At 62.8% G+C, this 14,692-nt stretch carries 17 protein-coding genes and 2 pseudogenes; 14 read left to right on the forward strand and 5 right to left on the reverse strand.

Features of this window, described 5'->3' with window-relative positions:
* Positions 1 to 62: 62 nt before the first annotated feature.
* Genes ACFPOB_RS25490 through ACFPOB_RS25500 form a run of 3 tightly spaced genes read right to left on the reverse strand, consistent with a single transcriptional unit; the run spans position 63 to position 2,621 of the window.
* The gene (locus ACFPOB_RS25490; RefSeq protein WP_377801143.1) at positions 63 to 1,385 is read right to left on the reverse strand and encodes a TRAP transporter large permease; all 1,323 of its coding nucleotides are present in this window, start codon (positions 1,383 to 1,385) and stop codon (positions 63 to 65) included.
* On the reverse strand, positions 1,382 to 1,939 hold the full coding sequence (locus ACFPOB_RS25495; protein ID WP_377801144.1) for a TRAP transporter small permease subunit: 558 nt from the start codon (positions 1,937 to 1,939) through the stop codon (positions 1,382 to 1,384). The genes ACFPOB_RS25490 and ACFPOB_RS25495 overlap by 4 nt, the downstream gene beginning before the upstream one ends.
* Positions 1,940 to 1,979: 40 nt before the next feature.
* Positions 1,980 to 2,621 carry a DsbA family protein gene (locus ACFPOB_RS25500; protein WP_377801145.1) on the reverse strand — a complete coding sequence of 214 codons (642 nt, stop codon included), beginning with the start codon at positions 2,619 to 2,621 and terminating at the stop codon, positions 1,980 to 1,982.
* Positions 2,622 to 2,813: 192 nt separating this feature from the next.
* Between ACFPOB_RS25500 and ACFPOB_RS25505 the strand changes: the two genes are divergently transcribed.
* Positions 2,814 to 4,340 carry an alkaline phosphatase gene (locus ACFPOB_RS25505; protein WP_377801147.1) on the forward strand — a complete coding sequence of 509 codons (1,527 nt, stop codon included), beginning with the start codon at positions 2,814 to 2,816 and terminating at the stop codon, positions 4,338 to 4,340.
* Between the two features lie 245 nt (positions 4,341 to 4,585).
* Here ACFPOB_RS25505 and ACFPOB_RS25510 read toward each other — a convergent pair whose 3' ends face one another.
* Complete coding sequence (locus tag ACFPOB_RS25510) at positions 4,586 to 4,708, reverse strand: hypothetical protein (RefSeq protein ID WP_377801148.1); 123 nt, start codon at positions 4,706 to 4,708, stop codon at positions 4,586 to 4,588.
* A 33-nt stretch (positions 4,709 to 4,741) separates the two neighbouring features.
* Between ACFPOB_RS25510 and ACFPOB_RS25515 the strand changes: the two genes are divergently transcribed.
* The 7 genes and pseudogenes from ACFPOB_RS25515 to ACFPOB_RS25545 all read left to right on the forward strand — a co-directional run bounded on the left by ACFPOB_RS25515 (position 4,742) and on the right by ACFPOB_RS25545 (position 9,202).
* Entirely contained in the window at positions 4,742 to 5,659 is a 918-nt protein-coding gene (locus ACFPOB_RS25515; RefSeq protein WP_377801149.1) for a L,D-transpeptidase family protein, read from the forward strand.
* A 267-nt stretch (positions 5,660 to 5,926) separates the two neighbouring features.
* A pseudogene (locus ACFPOB_RS25520) lies at positions 5,927 to 6,124 on the forward strand (copper chaperone PCu(A)C domain-containing protein); the annotation flags it as partial.
* Positions 6,125 to 6,132: 8 nt separating this feature from the next.
* Complete coding sequence (locus ACFPOB_RS25525; protein WP_377801150.1) at positions 6,133 to 6,750, forward strand: SCO family protein; 618 nt, start codon at positions 6,133 to 6,135, stop codon at positions 6,748 to 6,750.
* On the forward strand, positions 6,750 to 7,289 hold the full coding sequence (locus ACFPOB_RS25530; protein WP_377801151.1) for a TlpA family protein disulfide reductase: 540 nt from the start codon (positions 6,750 to 6,752) through the stop codon (positions 7,287 to 7,289). Before ACFPOB_RS25525 ends, ACFPOB_RS25530 begins: the two co-directional genes overlap by 1 nt.
* A 134-nt stretch (positions 7,290 to 7,423) precedes the next feature.
* A complete protein-coding gene (locus ACFPOB_RS25535; protein WP_377801152.1) occupies positions 7,424 to 7,774 on the forward strand; it encodes a hypothetical protein in 351 nt (116 codons plus the stop codon).
* Between the two features lie 148 nt (positions 7,775 to 7,922).
* Positions 7,923 to 8,465, forward strand: coding sequence for a TlpA disulfide reductase family protein (locus ACFPOB_RS25540; RefSeq protein WP_377801153.1), 543 nt, complete (start codon positions 7,923 to 7,925; stop codon positions 8,463 to 8,465).
* Positions 8,465 to 9,202 carry a cytochrome c biogenesis CcdA family protein gene (locus ACFPOB_RS25545; protein ID WP_377801154.1) on the forward strand — a complete coding sequence of 246 codons (738 nt, stop codon included), beginning with the start codon at positions 8,465 to 8,467 and terminating at the stop codon, positions 9,200 to 9,202. Before ACFPOB_RS25540 ends, ACFPOB_RS25545 begins: the two co-directional genes overlap by 1 nt.
* A gap of 156 nt (positions 9,203 to 9,358) precedes the next feature.
* Here ACFPOB_RS25545 and ACFPOB_RS25550 read toward each other — a convergent pair.
* Positions 9,359 to 10,228 (reverse strand): annotated as a pseudogene (locus ACFPOB_RS25550) (efflux RND transporter permease subunit); the annotation flags it as partial.
* A gap of 229 nt (positions 10,229 to 10,457) precedes the next feature.
* Here ACFPOB_RS25550 and ACFPOB_RS25555 point away from each other — a divergent pair.
* From ACFPOB_RS25555 to ACFPOB_RS25580, 6 genes are all read left to right on the forward strand, one after another.
* Complete coding sequence (locus ACFPOB_RS25555) at positions 10,458 to 11,093, forward strand: DUF6875 domain-containing protein (RefSeq protein ID WP_377801155.1); 636 nt, start codon at positions 10,458 to 10,460, stop codon at positions 11,091 to 11,093.
* Positions 11,090 to 12,307, forward strand: a complete 1,218-nt coding sequence (locus ACFPOB_RS25560; protein WP_377801156.1) for a GNAT family N-acetyltransferase — start codon at positions 11,090 to 11,092, stop codon at positions 12,305 to 12,307. The genes ACFPOB_RS25555 and ACFPOB_RS25560 overlap by 4 nt, the downstream gene beginning before the upstream one ends.
* Before the next feature lie 182 nt (positions 12,308 to 12,489).
* On the forward strand, positions 12,490 to 12,822 hold the full coding sequence (locus tag ACFPOB_RS25565) for a four-helix bundle copper-binding protein (RefSeq protein ID WP_068176052.1): 333 nt from the start codon (positions 12,490 to 12,492) through the stop codon (positions 12,820 to 12,822).
* Between the two features lie 40 nt (positions 12,823 to 12,862).
* Positions 12,863 to 13,267 carry a DUF305 domain-containing protein gene (locus tag ACFPOB_RS25570; RefSeq protein WP_377801158.1) on the forward strand — a complete coding sequence of 135 codons (405 nt, stop codon included), beginning with the start codon at positions 12,863 to 12,865 and terminating at the stop codon, positions 13,265 to 13,267.
* Positions 13,268 to 13,405: 138 nt separating this feature from the next.
* A complete protein-coding gene (locus ACFPOB_RS25575) occupies positions 13,406 to 13,783 on the forward strand; it encodes a DUF305 domain-containing protein (RefSeq protein ID WP_377801159.1) in 378 nt (125 codons plus the stop codon).
* A gap of 71 nt (positions 13,784 to 13,854) precedes the next feature.
* Positions 13,855 to 14,565, forward strand: a complete 711-nt coding sequence (locus ACFPOB_RS25580) for a glutaredoxin family protein (protein ID WP_052232425.1) — start codon at positions 13,855 to 13,857, stop codon at positions 14,563 to 14,565.
* Positions 14,566 to 14,692 lie beyond the last annotated feature (127 nt).

The raw sequence follows: 14,692 nt of genomic DNA on the forward strand, positions 1-14,692 counted from the left end.
TCATCAACGGCCACCCGCAAAGCGGCGTCGAAGATCTCATGCCGTGGCGCTTCCGGAAATCCTCAATCCCTAATCCATAGGGTGCTGGCGCGGCGCTTACCGACGGCGACCATCAGGATCTGTATCAGCACGAAGGGCACGGCACCCCAGTAGATCTGTTGCGTCCTGATCGATGTCGGGGTGACGCTCCTTAGATTGTAGAGCGCGATACCGAACGGCGGATGCATGAACGACGTCTGGAGATTGATCGCCAGCAGAACGGCGAGCCAAATCACATCGACGCCGACCTTGTGCGCGATCGGAGCGATCAGAGGAAGAACGATGAAGGCGATCTCGAAAAAATCAAGAAAGAAGGCGAGGCCGAACACGGCCGCGTTCACTGCGACCACGAAACCGGTTGGACCCGCCGGGATGTACTGAAACAGGGCCTCGATCATCTGCTGCCCATTAAGCCCGCGGAAGACAAGGGTGAAGAACGAGGCGCCGATCAGCAGGAAAATGACGCCAGAACACAGCACGCCCGCCGCCATCGTCGCCTGTTTCAATCGATCCAGCGCGAGCCTCTTCTTAGCCCAGGCGAGCAGAAGCGCCGCACTGACACCGATGGCACCGCCCTCGCTCGGCGTGGCCACGCCAAAAGCTATCGACGCCAGCACGCAGAGCACCAAGCCGATCGGCAACGCGCCGTCGAGGACCAGTTTTGCTCGGAAGCGCCAGTCGGCCTTGCTAGACGACTCTTCACCGAGGATCGGCGGCGCCAGTTGCGGTTTCCACAACGTCAAGACAAATACAAAGACCAGATAAAATGCGACGAGAATGCCGCTGGGCAGCAGCGCTCCCCGGTATATATCGACAAGAGAGACCTCTAACTGCTCTGCGAGAACGATCAGCACCAAGCTTGGTGGGACGACCTGCGCCAATGTGCCGGAGGCGGCGACAACGCCTGTCGAAAGCCGAGCGTCGTAGCCGGCACGCATCATCACTGGCATCGAAATCAGGCCGAGCGCGATCACGGACGCAGACACGAAGCCGACGATCGGCGACAGCACGGCGCCGACAATAATGACTGCGTAGGCCAGACCGCCCGGCAGCCGGCGGAAGAGGCGGTTCAGCGCCATCAGCATATCCTCGGCGATTCCGGTCCTTTCGAGAATCAGTCCCATCAGGACGAGCAAGGGAATCGCCAACAGATTGTCATTGTTGAACATGCCCAGAATTCGGAAAAACATGGCCGTGAGGAAAACGGGCGGGAACGCGCCGGAGGCGATGGCCAGGCCGCCGAATGCTCCTGCTACGGCGGCCAGTGAGAACGCCACGGGAAATCCGACAAGAAGCACCACGACGAGCGAAACCAGCATGGCCGGCGCGAGCAAATCAGCGATCACTCCGTCCTCTCCATCAACTGGAAGCGCTGCAGCGGCCGTTTTTCGATCCCCATTAACGCCGCCATGCACCGGATGGATTCGGCGACGCCCTGTAGCGCCAGCAGGAAAAAACCGGCTGGGATAAAGCCCTTGATGATCCAGGCCGGCAGCGAGCTCAGGCTTTCCCGGCTGGCCCGGCTCTCGTTGGCGAGGAGCGAGGTGACGAACTGGGGCCAACTCACCCAAATCATCGCTGCGCAAATCGGCAGCAACACGAACGCGATGCCGAAAAGGTCGAGCCAGGCGAGGCCGCGCTCACCAAGGCGGTTGGCCAGTATGTCGATCCGCACATGCTGGTCGCGCTGGAAGGTGTAGGCTGCCATCAGCAGCACGACAGCCGCGAAGAAGTGCCACTGCATGTCGAAGGCGAGCGGCCAAGCGATCGAGAACAGCTTGCGAACGATTGCGTTGATCGCGATCAGTATAGCATTCGCAAGCAAACCCCAGCATACTATGCTTGCAACAACAGCGTTCAGGCGGTCAATGGTTGAAGATAGTGAGAGTAGTGCGCGCATCGCTATAATCCCGTCGTGCGGAGCGCTCGAATTCGTGCCTTTATTTTGCAAAAGCAGACAGCAATGGTGCCAAGATCTTATCGAAGTCGCTGATCGTCAGTGCCCCGACCTTCTTCTCGCCGTTGATGAAGAAGGTCGGCGTCGAGTTGACACCAAACTCCTTCGAACCGCGTTCCTGCACCTGCCTGACGCCCTGGAACAAATCCTCGCGCCTCAGGCAGGCCTCGACCGTCTCCTGCGTGAAGCCGGCCTGCTTCATCGTCTGCGTCAGGGCATCGAGCGGCTTGGGCGAATGCGCCCAGCCTTCCCGCGTCCGATAGAGCATATCGATGATCGGATACCATTTCGTATCGTCGGCGCAGCGCGCCAGCATGAAGCCGGCCGTGGAGAGCGGATCAAGCGGGAATTCGCGCGCGATGAAGCGGACCTTGGCCGTATCGACATACTTGGCCTTCAAGGCCGGCCAAGTGGCCATGTGGAAGTTCATGCAGTGATGGCAGGTGAGCGAGGCGTATTCGATCACCGTGACCGGCGCATCGGCTGCGCCGAAGACCTTCTCCGGCAGCGGACCAGGCTCCAGCAGCTTCGACGCCAAAGCGGTCTGAGGTAGCGCCGGGTGCGCCGAGAGACCGCTGCTGAGCAGACCGATCGACAGACACAGGAGCGAACGGCGGTTCAGCATGAAATTCTCCCTCGTTTCAAACACCGTCGCACCTGAAGCCACTTGAGGTTCAAGCAGCTTCTCTATGGAGGCCGCACTTTCTCACAGTTTCCCACTCGCGATTTACGGCGACGGCTACGCTTGGCACCAACGCTTCCGTCACGGCAGGTTCACGCGCGTTGCCTATCGCAGCCGGTCAACCGGAGGCTTCCCATGAACCATCATGCCCTGACCCGTTTCCTCGCCGTCGCCCTTCTGACCGCAGCTTCGTCCGCCGCGATGGCCCAGGCCCTACCTCAGATCAACGACCCTTATTTCGCGGTCGGCCGCACGACGCTGGCCGAGAAGCTGAAGCTGACGCCCAACACCAAGCGCGCCAAGAACGTCATCCTCTTCGTCGGCGACGGGATGGGCATTTCGACCGTCACCGCCGCGCGTATTCTCGATGGTCAGCTCAAGGGCGTCGACGGCGAATCGAACCGGCTCGCCATGGAGCAGCTCCCTTACGCCGCCCTCTCCAAGACCTACACGCACGACGCGCAGGTCGCCGATTCCGCGCCGACCGCCACCGCGCTGGTCGCCGGCGTCAAGACCATTAACGGCGTCATCGGCGTCAACAGCGAGACCAAGCTGCGCGACTGCGCCAGCGCGACCGGCAAGGACGTCATGTCGCTGGCCGGCATCGCCGAACGCGCTGGCCTGGCGACCGGCATCGTCTCGACCGCGCGCATCACCCATGCGACGCCGGCCGCCATGTATGCGCATACGCCGCATCGCGACTGGGAAGGCGACGCCAATATGCAGGCGCCCGACATCGCCGCCGGCTGTAAGGACATCGCGTCCCAACTCGTGGCTTGGCCGCACGGCGACGGGCTCGAAGTCGCGCTCGGAGGCGGTCGCGACCGCTTTCTGCCGACCACCATGGCCGATCCCGAGGACGCCGGCCGCACCGGCAGCCGCCGCGACGGCCGCGACCTGACCAAGGAATGGCTGTCGCGCTATTCCAACAGCGGCTCCTATGTCTGGAACAAGGCCCAGTTCGATGCCATCGACGCGAAGACCACACCGCGCCTGCTAGGCCTGTTCGAGCGCTCGCACATGAAGTACGAGGCCGATCGCGCCGGCGACAAGGGCGGCGAGCCGTCGATCGCCGAGATGACGACCAAGGCCATCGACATCCTGTCGCAGAACCCGAACGGCTTCTTCCTGATGGTCGAGGGCGGGCGCATCGATCACGGCCATCATGACGGCGAGGCGCAGCGCGCGCTGCTCGACGCGGTCGCGATGGACGCGGCGCTGAAAGTCGCGCTCGCCAAGGTCGATCTCGAGGAGACGCTGGTGATCGTCACCGCCGACCACAGCCACGTGTTCTCGATCGCCGGCTATCCCGAGCGCAACAACCCGATCCTCGGCATCGTCCAGGCCGACGGCAAGCCGACGCTGGGTTCGGACGGCAAGGCCTACACCACGCTGAGCTACGCCAATGGTCCTGGCGCGGTGAAGATGAACGCGGATCGACCGGACCCGCGCAACGAGAACACTGGCGCGCTCGGCTACAAGCAGCAGGCGCTGGTGCCGATGGAGAGCGAGACCCATGGCGGCGAGGATGTCGCCATCTTCGCGGCCGGCCCCTGGGCGCATCTGTTCCAGGGCGTGGTCGAGCAGCAGTTCGTCTTCCACGTCATGGCGCACGCCACCGGCTGGGTCGAGAAGGCGGGCCTGCGGGCCGAGGCGAAGTAAAAAGGGGCCGTCAACAACGACGGGCCGGATCGACCCCCGGCCCGTTGCTTTGCGATGCATGCTCGCCGGCGATCAGTGAATTGTTGAGATGGCGGGTCTCATTCTCTTCCGCCTGGTCCCCTTTAGGCGCCAGCATGTTCGGCGAGCAAGCGTGAGGACCGCCGGCAATTTTTTCCTTGAACCTCAAGTGGCATGAGGTTGTAGAGAGCGGTTAACCGTCCTTGTTGACGCTTTGTCAGCTCTGTTCACGCAAACATTCTCGCATGCTCAAACAGCTCCGTTTCTCGACCCTGCACGTCGCCTTCGCGCTCCTGCTCGGGACGTTCGCCCTCTCCGGCTGCGTCACCGGCGAGGGCGACGAACGCCATCTCCAGCCGCTCCCGGCGCGGCTGATTTCGGAGATGTCCGGCAAGGGCATGAGCCAGAGCGATCCGATCCTCGTACGCATCTTCAAGAAGGAAAGCGAACTCGAGGTCTGGAAGCGAGATCGGAGCGGCCAATACGCCCTGCTGAAGACCTATCCAATGTGCCGCTGGTCGGGTCAGCTCGGGCCTAAAAAGCGTGAGGGCGACCGCCAGGCTCCGGAAGGCTTCTACGCGGTCACCGCTGATTTGATGAACCCACGCTCGCAGTTCCACCTTTCGTTCAACCTCGGCTACCCTAATTCCTTGGAAAAGTCGCAGGGCGCTACCGGCTCGGCGCTAATGGTTCACGGCGCCTGCACCTCGTCTGGCTGCTTCGCGATGACCGACGAGGGCGTGACTGAAATCTACGGCTTGGCGCGTGAGGCATTCGCCGGAGGCCAGCGCAGCTTCCAGGTTCAGGCGCTGCCGTTCCGGATGACGCCCGAGAACATGGCGCGTCACCGCAACAATGCGCATTTTGCGTTCTGGCAGAACCTCAAGGAAGGCTCAGACCATTTCGAGGCGACGAAGCAGCCGCCAAAGCTCGCCGTCTGCGGCCGCCGCTACGTTTTCAACGCTAAGGATGGGTCTGCGTCGATGACGCCCGGCGCGCCCTGTCCGGTGATCGAGCTCGACCCGCAGGTTCAGCCGCTCGTCTCGCAGCGGCAGGATCGCGACCAGGCTCGTTTCGCCGAGCTGGTGAGCGCCGGCGCTCCTGCCATGAGCTACGCCTACCTCGACGGTGGGATGCACACGAGCTTCCGGGCGATGCTCAAGAATCTCGGGCCGGAACGGATGCAACCCATGGTCGCTGGCAAGGTCGAGATTAGCCGGCCCGATGCGGCGCTAGCTGACCCGTTCGCGGGCGACGACAGCGCTTGGGCGATGATCACAAGATCGCTTGCCAAGCAGTGAGCGTCAAACCGACGCATTTTTTTTCATGGGCACGGCCTCATCGGAGAAGATGGGTTATGATCCGCCGCTTGATTGAGCGTATCCGCCATGTCGCATTGGGAAGCCTATCGCCAGTACTTGGCGGAGGCTACCTGAGCATTGAGAACACTGGCCCGACGCAGGCCCGGCTGGTCGGAGGTTCGACAGAAGCCGTCGCCTGCATCAGAATTCATGAAAGCATTCGTGCCGACGGCATCGTGAGGATCTGCGGGAAGGCGAACGGTTTCATCGTTCCCCGGGCCAGAAGGTGGAGTTAAGCCGAGCGGACTGCACCTGATGCTCGTCGACCTCAAAGCTCCGCTCAAGCAAGGCGACAAGGTCAAGGCCCCTCTGGTCTTCGAGGGCGCAGGCGCGGTCGCGGTCGAGCTTCAGGTTCAAGGCGTCGGCGCGCCGTCGCCGGCGCCCGCTGACCACATTGGCCATTGAGGCGCGCCATGTCATTTCTCCAATGGATACGTTACGCGGCCTGGATCGGCGTCGGCCTGGTCGCCTTCCTCGGAGCCGCCGTCCTGCTGGGTTGGTGGAAGGTCGATGGTCCCGGCCGCTTGCAGGCAGGCCGCGCCTCCGTTCAGGGCATGCCTACGATCGGCGGACCGTTCACGCTGGTCGATCACACAGGCAAGCTCGTCACCGACGCCGACTTCCGCGGCAAACCGATGGCCGTATTCTTCGGCTTCACGCACTGTCCGGAGGTCTGCCCGACCACCCTGGTGCAGATGGCCAACTTGACCAGCAAGATCGGCGCTGCGGCGGACCGTCTGCAGATCCTGCTGGTCACGGTCGATCCCGAGCGCGATACGCCGGAGCAGCTCGCGCTCTACCTACAGTCCTTCGATCCTCGCGTGGTTGGCTTGACCGGCTCCCGCGAACAGATCGCCGCGGCGCTCGCCGCCTACAAGGCCTATGCCAAAAAGATCCCGACCGACAACGGTTACACCATGGACCACTCGGCCTCGGTCTACCTGATGAAGGCCGACGGCAGCTTCCGCACGATGATCGACTACCATGAGGAGGAGGCTTCCGCGCTCGCGAAGATCCGCATGGTGCTCTGATGGGTCGTCGGTTCGTCGTCGCCGCGACGCTGGCCGCGATTCTGATCGGAGCAGCATCCGGCCTTCTCGTCGCCACGCGACGAGGGCAGCTCGCGGCCCCGGTTCTGCCCGCGCTGTCGTTCCAGACCCTCGACGGGCGTCAGATTTCGGGAGAAGCGTTTCGCGGCCGCTTCGTGCTCTTGAACATCTGGGCGACTTGGTGTCCGCCCTGCATCAAGGAAATGCCGTCCCTGGACCGGCTTCAGGCGATGAAGGGCGGCAACACGTTCGAGGTTGTGGCCCTGTCGATCGATCGGCAGGGGTTGGAGGTTGTGAAGCCGTTCTTCGAGCGGACGGGTCTCGCCAACCTTGCGATCTATCTCGATCGCGAGGCCAGGAGCATGTCGGCCCTGAGAATCACCGGACTGCCGACGACGCTTCTGGTCGATCCCGACGGCCGCGAGGTTGCGCGCTGGCCGGGTGCGCGAGAATGGGACGAGCCGTCGGCGGTGGCTGAGATCGACGAGCACATATCGAAAGCCAGGCAGAAGCTCCGATGATCGCGGTCTCTCGCAGCCGGAACAGGTCAACAGAGCGCGAGGCGGCCGCTTCGCGGTTGCTGGGCGCCAATCGCTTCAGCTATCCTTCGGCTATGATGTTGGCAGGCATATCGGGCGCTCCGGGGCGCGGCCTCTTGGCCGTCGCCTGCAGTCTCGTGCTCCTGCTCCAGCTGATGGCGAGCGCGCTCGCGGGCAGCACCCATGTCGCCGTTAAATTCGACGCAGGTGAAGTCGGGCTCGTCGAGATCTGCGGCGCTACGCCGAGTTCGAAGCGTGATCGGACCACTCATGTCGAGGGGGTGAACGCCTGCTGCTTCTGGGCGAAATCGGTCGCTCTCGCGCCGCTGACGCCTCCTCCCTCGGCCTCGCCGATTCCCGAACGCGCCGAGCCGGCCGAGACGATCCTCGTGCAAGGCGAGGTTGCATCTTCTACGACCAGTCCGCAGGGGCCGCCACAGGCCACCGGTCCGCCGCGCCGCAGCTGAAGGGTGAGCCTTCGCGAGGCCCGCCGCGCCATTGCGCGCAGGCCTCCCTGCCGGGCTCGGTGACGCCTGCGTCGAGCATGCATGCTCGCCAAGCCGAACCCGAGCGACAAGACCACTTCGTTTTCGAGGCCCGAGGTTGATCGGACCAGTGCTCAAATCTAGACGGCTTGTGCTGTCGGCGGTCGCTTTAACGGCGCTGGCCATGGTCGCGGTCTATGTCGTGCTGACCGACAGGACGCAGCGACCGGGAAACGCCGCCGCGCTGGCGTTCCAGCGGCTCGACGGAGGCCCGGCCGATCTCGCCAGCTTCCGCGGGCAAGCCGTTCTTCTGACCATCTGGGCGACATGGTGTTGGTCCTGCCGCGAAGAATTGCCGGCTTTGGCACGATTTCATCGCGCGCTGGACGGACGGCCTCCTGCCGTCGTCGCGCTCTCGGTCGATCGCGACGGCGCCGAAATCGTCGAGCCGCTACTCGAGCAACTCAAAGTCAAGGACCTGCCGGTCTATCTCGATCCGACAGGCGCGTCGGTCGCCCGGCTGGCGATCTCGGGGCTGCCGACCACGATCCTGCTTGGCCCCGACGGGTCCGAGAGGGCGCGCTGGTACGGCGTCAAGGCCTGGGACCAGAAGCCTATGGCGGACGAGATCGCCGCCCTGCTCGCGGTCTACAAAAAAACGGACGCCCGCTGATGGAGATCGCCAACATCGGCGTCTGGGCAGCGCTTGCGGCCGGCGCGGTCTCCTTCCTGTCGCCGTGCGTCCTGCCGCTCGTCCCGGGCTACGTCTCCTACATCGCAGGCGGGTCGACAGCGGGAGCCGAAGGGCAGTCGCGAACGTCCTCGCGACTGAACGCGGTCGGGATGAGCTTCTGGTTCGTGCTCGGCTTCTCGACGGTCTTCGTGCTGCTCGGCGCGGGCGCGAGCGCGCTCAGCGGCCTGCTGCTCGCCTATCGCTATGAGGCCGGCATCGTCGGCGGCGCGATCATCCTCGTCTTCGGCGTCTTCACCACCGGGCTTGCGCGCTTGTCCTGGATGGAGCGCGAACTCCGGTTCCAGGCGCCGATCGCCAGCGGCCGGCCGTCAGGCGCCTATCTTCTAGGCCTTGCCTTCGCCTTTGGCTGGACGCCCTGCATCGGCCCGGTTCTCGGCGCAATCCTGACGGTCAGCGCGACGTCGCCGTCGGCGTCGAGCGGGGTCGCGCTGCTCAGCGTCTACTCGCTCGGGCTTGCGATCCCGTTCCTCCTGACGGCGCTGTTCGCCGATGGCATCACGGCGAGACTGCGCCGCCTGCGCGGCGTCGGGCGCGGCCTGCAGATCGTGGCCGGGATCACCATGATCGCCATGGGCTTCGCCATGATGGCGGGCCAACTCTCGACCATGGCCTTCTGGCTTCTCGAAACCTTCCCCTTCCTCGCAAAAATCGGGTAATAGTCCGTCGCACAGATGATCGGCGACGTGTCGCCCCTGGCGAAAATGACTGCGGCTCTGTTTCCTTATCGCTTGGACGATCGCGTTTTGGACGAGCCTTGGGGCGCTCTTCTTCCGCGAGGTCATCGGCCCAGGTTGCTGCAACCTGTGCTGGCATCAATGCAGGGGTCCTCCTGCGCCACCATCAATCAGCCGGGTCTGTGCAGATCGTAGTTTTGGCCGATGGCAGGCCGGACTGGCCGCCTTCGGCAGCCCCCAGCCCTTGACCAGCCCGTAGATCGCCGGGATCATCAGCAGGGTCAGCACGGTCGAGGATACCATGCCGCCGATCATCGGCGTGGCGATGCGCTGCATCACTTCCGAGCCCGTGCCGGTGTTCCACAGGATCGGCAGCAGGCCGGCCATGATCGCGATCACGGTCATGATCTTGGGTCGCACGCGCTCGATGGCGCCCAGCATGATCGCCTCGCGCAGGTCGGCGCGGGTGAAGGCTCGCCCTTCCGCCGCGCAGCGCGCCTGCACCTCCTTCAAGGCGTGGTCGAGATAGATCAGCATGATCACGCCGGTCTCGGCCGCGACTCCCGCCAGCGCGATGAAGCCGACCGCGACCGCCACCGACATGTTGAACCCCTGCCACCAAAGCAGCCAGACGCCGCCGACCAGCGCGAAGGGCAGCGACAGCATGACGATGAACGTTTCGGTCAGCCGGCGGAAATTGAGGTAAAGCAGCAGGAATATGATCGCCAGCGTCAGCGGCACGACGACCTTCAGCCGCGCTTCGGCCCGTTCGAGATACTCGAACTGGCCGCTCCAGGCGACGCGGTAGCCGGTTGGGAGCTGCACCGCCTGGGCGATCGCGCCTTGCGCCTCGCGGACATAGCCGCCGAGATCGCGCCCGGCGATGTCGACGAAGATGTAGATCGCGAGCTGGCCGTTCTCGGTTCGGATCGTCGTCGCGCCGCGTTTGCGCTCGATAGCGGCGACCTCGCCGAGCGGCACGGAACCGCCCGAGGGCATCGACACCTGGGCCAGGCAGCGTGGCGCAAGCTCCGTCTGTCGTCAGATAGCGCAGGCAGCGGCCAACGCCGATGCCGCCGTTCCGGACTATGGCAGAATCCAAAACTCCGCGCTATTCACCACGCTAAGCGTTTGTTTCAACCTCATGATCTATCGGCTGCATTTTGCGACTTAGTAGAACGCTTCCGTAAATCCGTTCCGCTAAACTGCAAACACGTGCGATTCGGAGCGACGCCTCATGGCCATAGTTGCCCAGGAATTTTTGACGTTCTCCAAGGCCAAGAGTGACGCACTAAATGCCGGTCCCGCGGATGCGCTGGCCAAGTTGGTCGGCTGGATCGAGACCTATTTGATGACATCCAACGACGACCTGGGCCGGGCTGGGGCAGTTTGTCCTTTTACGCGGCAGGCGGCCCGCATCGATACGGCAAGGATTGCTGTTTGCAGGGCCGAGGCGAGCGACGAAGCCGCTGTCTACAAGCTGATACGCGCGAGTTTCAAAATGCTGGACAACATCCCTGCGAAAGCCGGCATGGAACACTTTCGGACAGTTGTTATCGGATTTCCGCATTGCGCCGAGGAAGAGGGCATAAAGATGCTCAGGCGAGTGCAGGACGGCCATAAATTCTATTCGCTCGCTAGGAACCGGATGATAGGGTTGATGTACCCAGCTTCTGAGGCACCAGGACTTTGGAACCCGGCATTTAGGCCGCTGCGCGCGCCGCTTCCCGTATTGGCGATCCGCCATATGGTAGAACAGGACGCGCCCTTCGCCGCGCGCCACTTGCTGCTGTTGGCTCCCTATCTACTACGCTTTCCGCTAGCTGGAACAAAGCGGCTTTTCGCCCATGCGCACGGTGGGCTCAAGCCATGACGCTGCTAGAGCGCAACGTATCTGCGCCGGCCGACGCTCCGCCGATGCGCTTGACGCCCGCAGTATCGGACCTCAAGGGTGTGAGCCTCGCAATCGTTGAAGGCCGGAAGGCTTTTCTCGAGCTGCGCGCCGAATGGGACGCACTGTTCGCACGAGCAGCAACACCGCAACAGGTGTTTCAAAGTCATGTCGTGCTTCAGCACTGGATGGACCACTATCTAGACAAGCAGCACTGTCCGCTCATCGTCACCGCGCGCCGCGACGAACGACTGAGTATGGTATGGCCGTTAGTTGCCCGGCGCCGGTTCGGCATCGGCATCGTAGAGCTCATGGGATGCCCGGTAGCCCAATTCGGTGATATTGTAGCCGAACCGGGGCCGGAGCTCCCGGCTATGGTCGCCGCGGGCCGAGCGGCGCTGCGAGAACATGGCGTCGATCTGTTCGAGATGCGCAAAGTCAGAGCTGATTCGACACTGGCGCGATCCGAGATACTTACCCGCGCATGGAAAACCGACGAGCAGGAGGCAGTTTTCGCCGATCTCTTGAGGCGTGTCGGACCAGATAACGGGCCCAGCACTGCATATCCCGCCCGCGAGCGCTCCAACCACCGCCGCAGGCTTCGGCGGCTCTCTGAACGAGGGAGGGTAGTACTCGGCATGGTCGCGCCCGGCCCCGAGGCTAGAGATCTTGCTCTGGCGGCAGTCGCGATGAAGCGAGCGACGCTACGCCGCCATGATGTGATCGCACCCACGATCTCTGATCCACGGTTTGCAGCGTTCTTCGGCGAACTCGCCGCAGATGCTGCGGGTGCATCCCCGTTGCGGGTTGCGACGATCCACTGCGCCGGCGAAACGGTTGGCATCGACCTCGCCCTCGACTGCAAGGGCGTGACGTTCGGCCATGTTATTGCGATCCACCCCGATTACGAGCGCGGAGGCGTTGGCGGATTACTAATTCATCACAGCTTCGCCAGCGCGTATGCCCGCGGCAGCGCGAAGTTCGATCTTCTTGCCCCAGCCGACCCATATAAGCGCGATCATGCAGACGGAAGCGTGATCATCGATGACTATCTGTTGCCGCTGACGGCAAGAGGGCGCATCGCATCTCTATTCAGCCCGGGTTTCTGGCGCCCGTGGCTGAAAGCTGCGGTGCGAAGGTTACCGCCGCCCGTGACGCGTAAGCTGGCAAATTGGGCGAACAGCGACAAGAGCTAGGGCGCGCCTGCTGACACGCTGGGCCTTGCGCCAGATCAGCTCCACTACCAGTCAATGGCTCGGCAAGCGTCGATCACTGCCGAAACTGAATGTTACAAATTGTTACGGTCGGGAACGTCCGTCAGAGCAGTGCGTCTCCGTTGCATGGTCGGAGCACCTCCGTCCCTATCAGGAGGCTGTTCATGCATCACATCGACCCTGAAATGCAGCGCTGCATCGATGCTTGCCTACGGTGCTACCAAACCTGCCTCGGCATGATCACTGGCCATTGCCTCGAAGCCGGCGGCGAACACGCTCAACCTAGTCACATCAAGCTGATGCTCGCCTGTTCCGAGACATGCCGCGCCACTGCGCATGTCATCATCGTCGGCTCTCCCCATCACAAGCATCTTTGCGCCGAATGCGCCGATATCTGTGCGGACTGCGGCAGCGAATGCGAGCGCCTCGGCGATATGGACGCTTGCGTCCAGGCTTGCCGCGAATGTGCCGAAAGCTGCCGGAAGATGGCGGCGTAGCAAATTCACCGGCGCCGATGCGTGCGCCCGGCAAGCTCACATGAACGAAGGAACCAGAACCATGACACGTCTCAGCCTCATTGCGCTCTCATCCGCTCTCGCCATCTCTGCAGCCTCAGCCCAGCAGTCCGCGTCGAAGCGGGCGATGGACCCCGGCATGCACATGAAGATGATGATGCCGATGAACTCCGATTCGACGGCCACCAAGGGCTACAAGCAGTCGATGATGACGATGATGAGCGGAATGCCGGCCTACACGGGCGACGCCGATGTCGATTTTATGAAGCAGATGAAGGGGCATCATCAGGCGGCGATTGACATGGCCAAGGTCGAGCTGGCGAACGGCAAGGACGCCGAAGCCAAGAAGCTGGCGCAGGAGATCGTCACCGCTCAGGAGAAGGAAATCGCCACGATCGACGCGTGGCTGAAGACCAAGGGTAAGTAGCGTCGCGCTCATTGGACAGCCGACCAAAGCCGCGATGAGGGAGTTGGGAATATGGAGCAGCACGGTGACATGAAGCAAGGCCACTACCGCGGCCTCGCAGTCGAGATCGTCCTCGATTTCATCGTGATGTACTTCGTCATGTACACGATGATCGCGACGGTGGCCCATTTCCGTTTTAACCTGAACAACGTCTACATGACCCTCATGATGGTGGCGCCGATGACGGTGATCATGCTGGTCTCGATGCGCTCGATGTTCCCGTCGCGGCGCATCAACCTGGCGGTCGGCGCGGCCGCCATCTTGGTGTTCGCAGTCAGCTTTGTCGGCATGCGCACGCAGGCCGGCATCGGAAACGCCGAGTTCCTTCGGGCCATGATCCCGCATCATTCGGGTGCCATCCTGATGTGCGAGCAGGCGACGCTCACGGATCCGGAGATCAAGGCGCTGTGCGGCGACATCGTCGCCAGCCAGCGCAAGGAGATCGCCCAGATGGAAGCCCTTCTGGCCCGGCAGTGACCGACTTGCTCGAAAGCACTGGAGACGTAGCGGTGACGACCAGTGAAGCGCGTCAGGCCACCATCTACCGGATGGTGACGCCGGAACATGAATGCCCGTTCGGACTGAAAGCGCGGGACCTGCTGAGCCGCCGCGGCTACACCGTCGAAGATCGCTGGCTTACCTCGAGGGCTGAGACCGACGCCTTCAAGTCCGAGCATGACGTCAAGACCACGCCGCAGACCTTCATCGACGGACAACGCGTCGGCGGCTACGACGATCTGCGTCGCTTCTTTGGGCTGAGCGTCGCCGATCCTGGGGCGACCAGCTATACGCCCGTTATCTGGGTCTTTGCCGTCGCGGCACTGATGGCGCTCGCGGCCAACTGGGCTAGCTCGGGTCGTCTTCTCGATTTGCACTCGCTGGAGTGGTTTATCGCTTTCAGCATGTGCATCCTGGCGCTGCTCAAGCTTCAGGACGTCGAGAGCTTCTCGACCATGTTCCTCGGCTACGACCTTCTGGCGCGGCGCTGGGTGCCTTACTCCTATGTTTATCCGTATGCCGAGCTGATGGCTGGTGTGCTGATGATCGCCGGAGCCCTGACCTGGCTCTCCGTTCCGGTCGCGGCCTTCATCGGCACCATCGGCGCTGCGTCGGTGGTCAAGGCCGTCTACATCGACCGTCGCCAGATCAAGTGCGCGTGCGTCGGGGGCAGCAGCAGAGTTCCACTCGGCTTCGTGTCGTTGACCGAGAATCTCATGATGGTCGCCATGGCAGCCTGGATGAGCTTCGGCATGCGCTAGATTTTCATCTATTTGTTAAGACAATAAATACCAGTATTGCTAACGACATAAACAAGATAAGTTTCTTGAAACTTGCTAGAGACCCCCTCAGAATCGTCTTGTTGACCTTCCGCTTTCGCGGACTTTT

Origin of the sequence: Allobosea eneae (assembly GCF_042657265.1) — a bacterium.
Classification (GTDB): Bacteria; Pseudomonadota; Alphaproteobacteria; order Rhizobiales; family Beijerinckiaceae; genus Allobosea; species Allobosea eneae.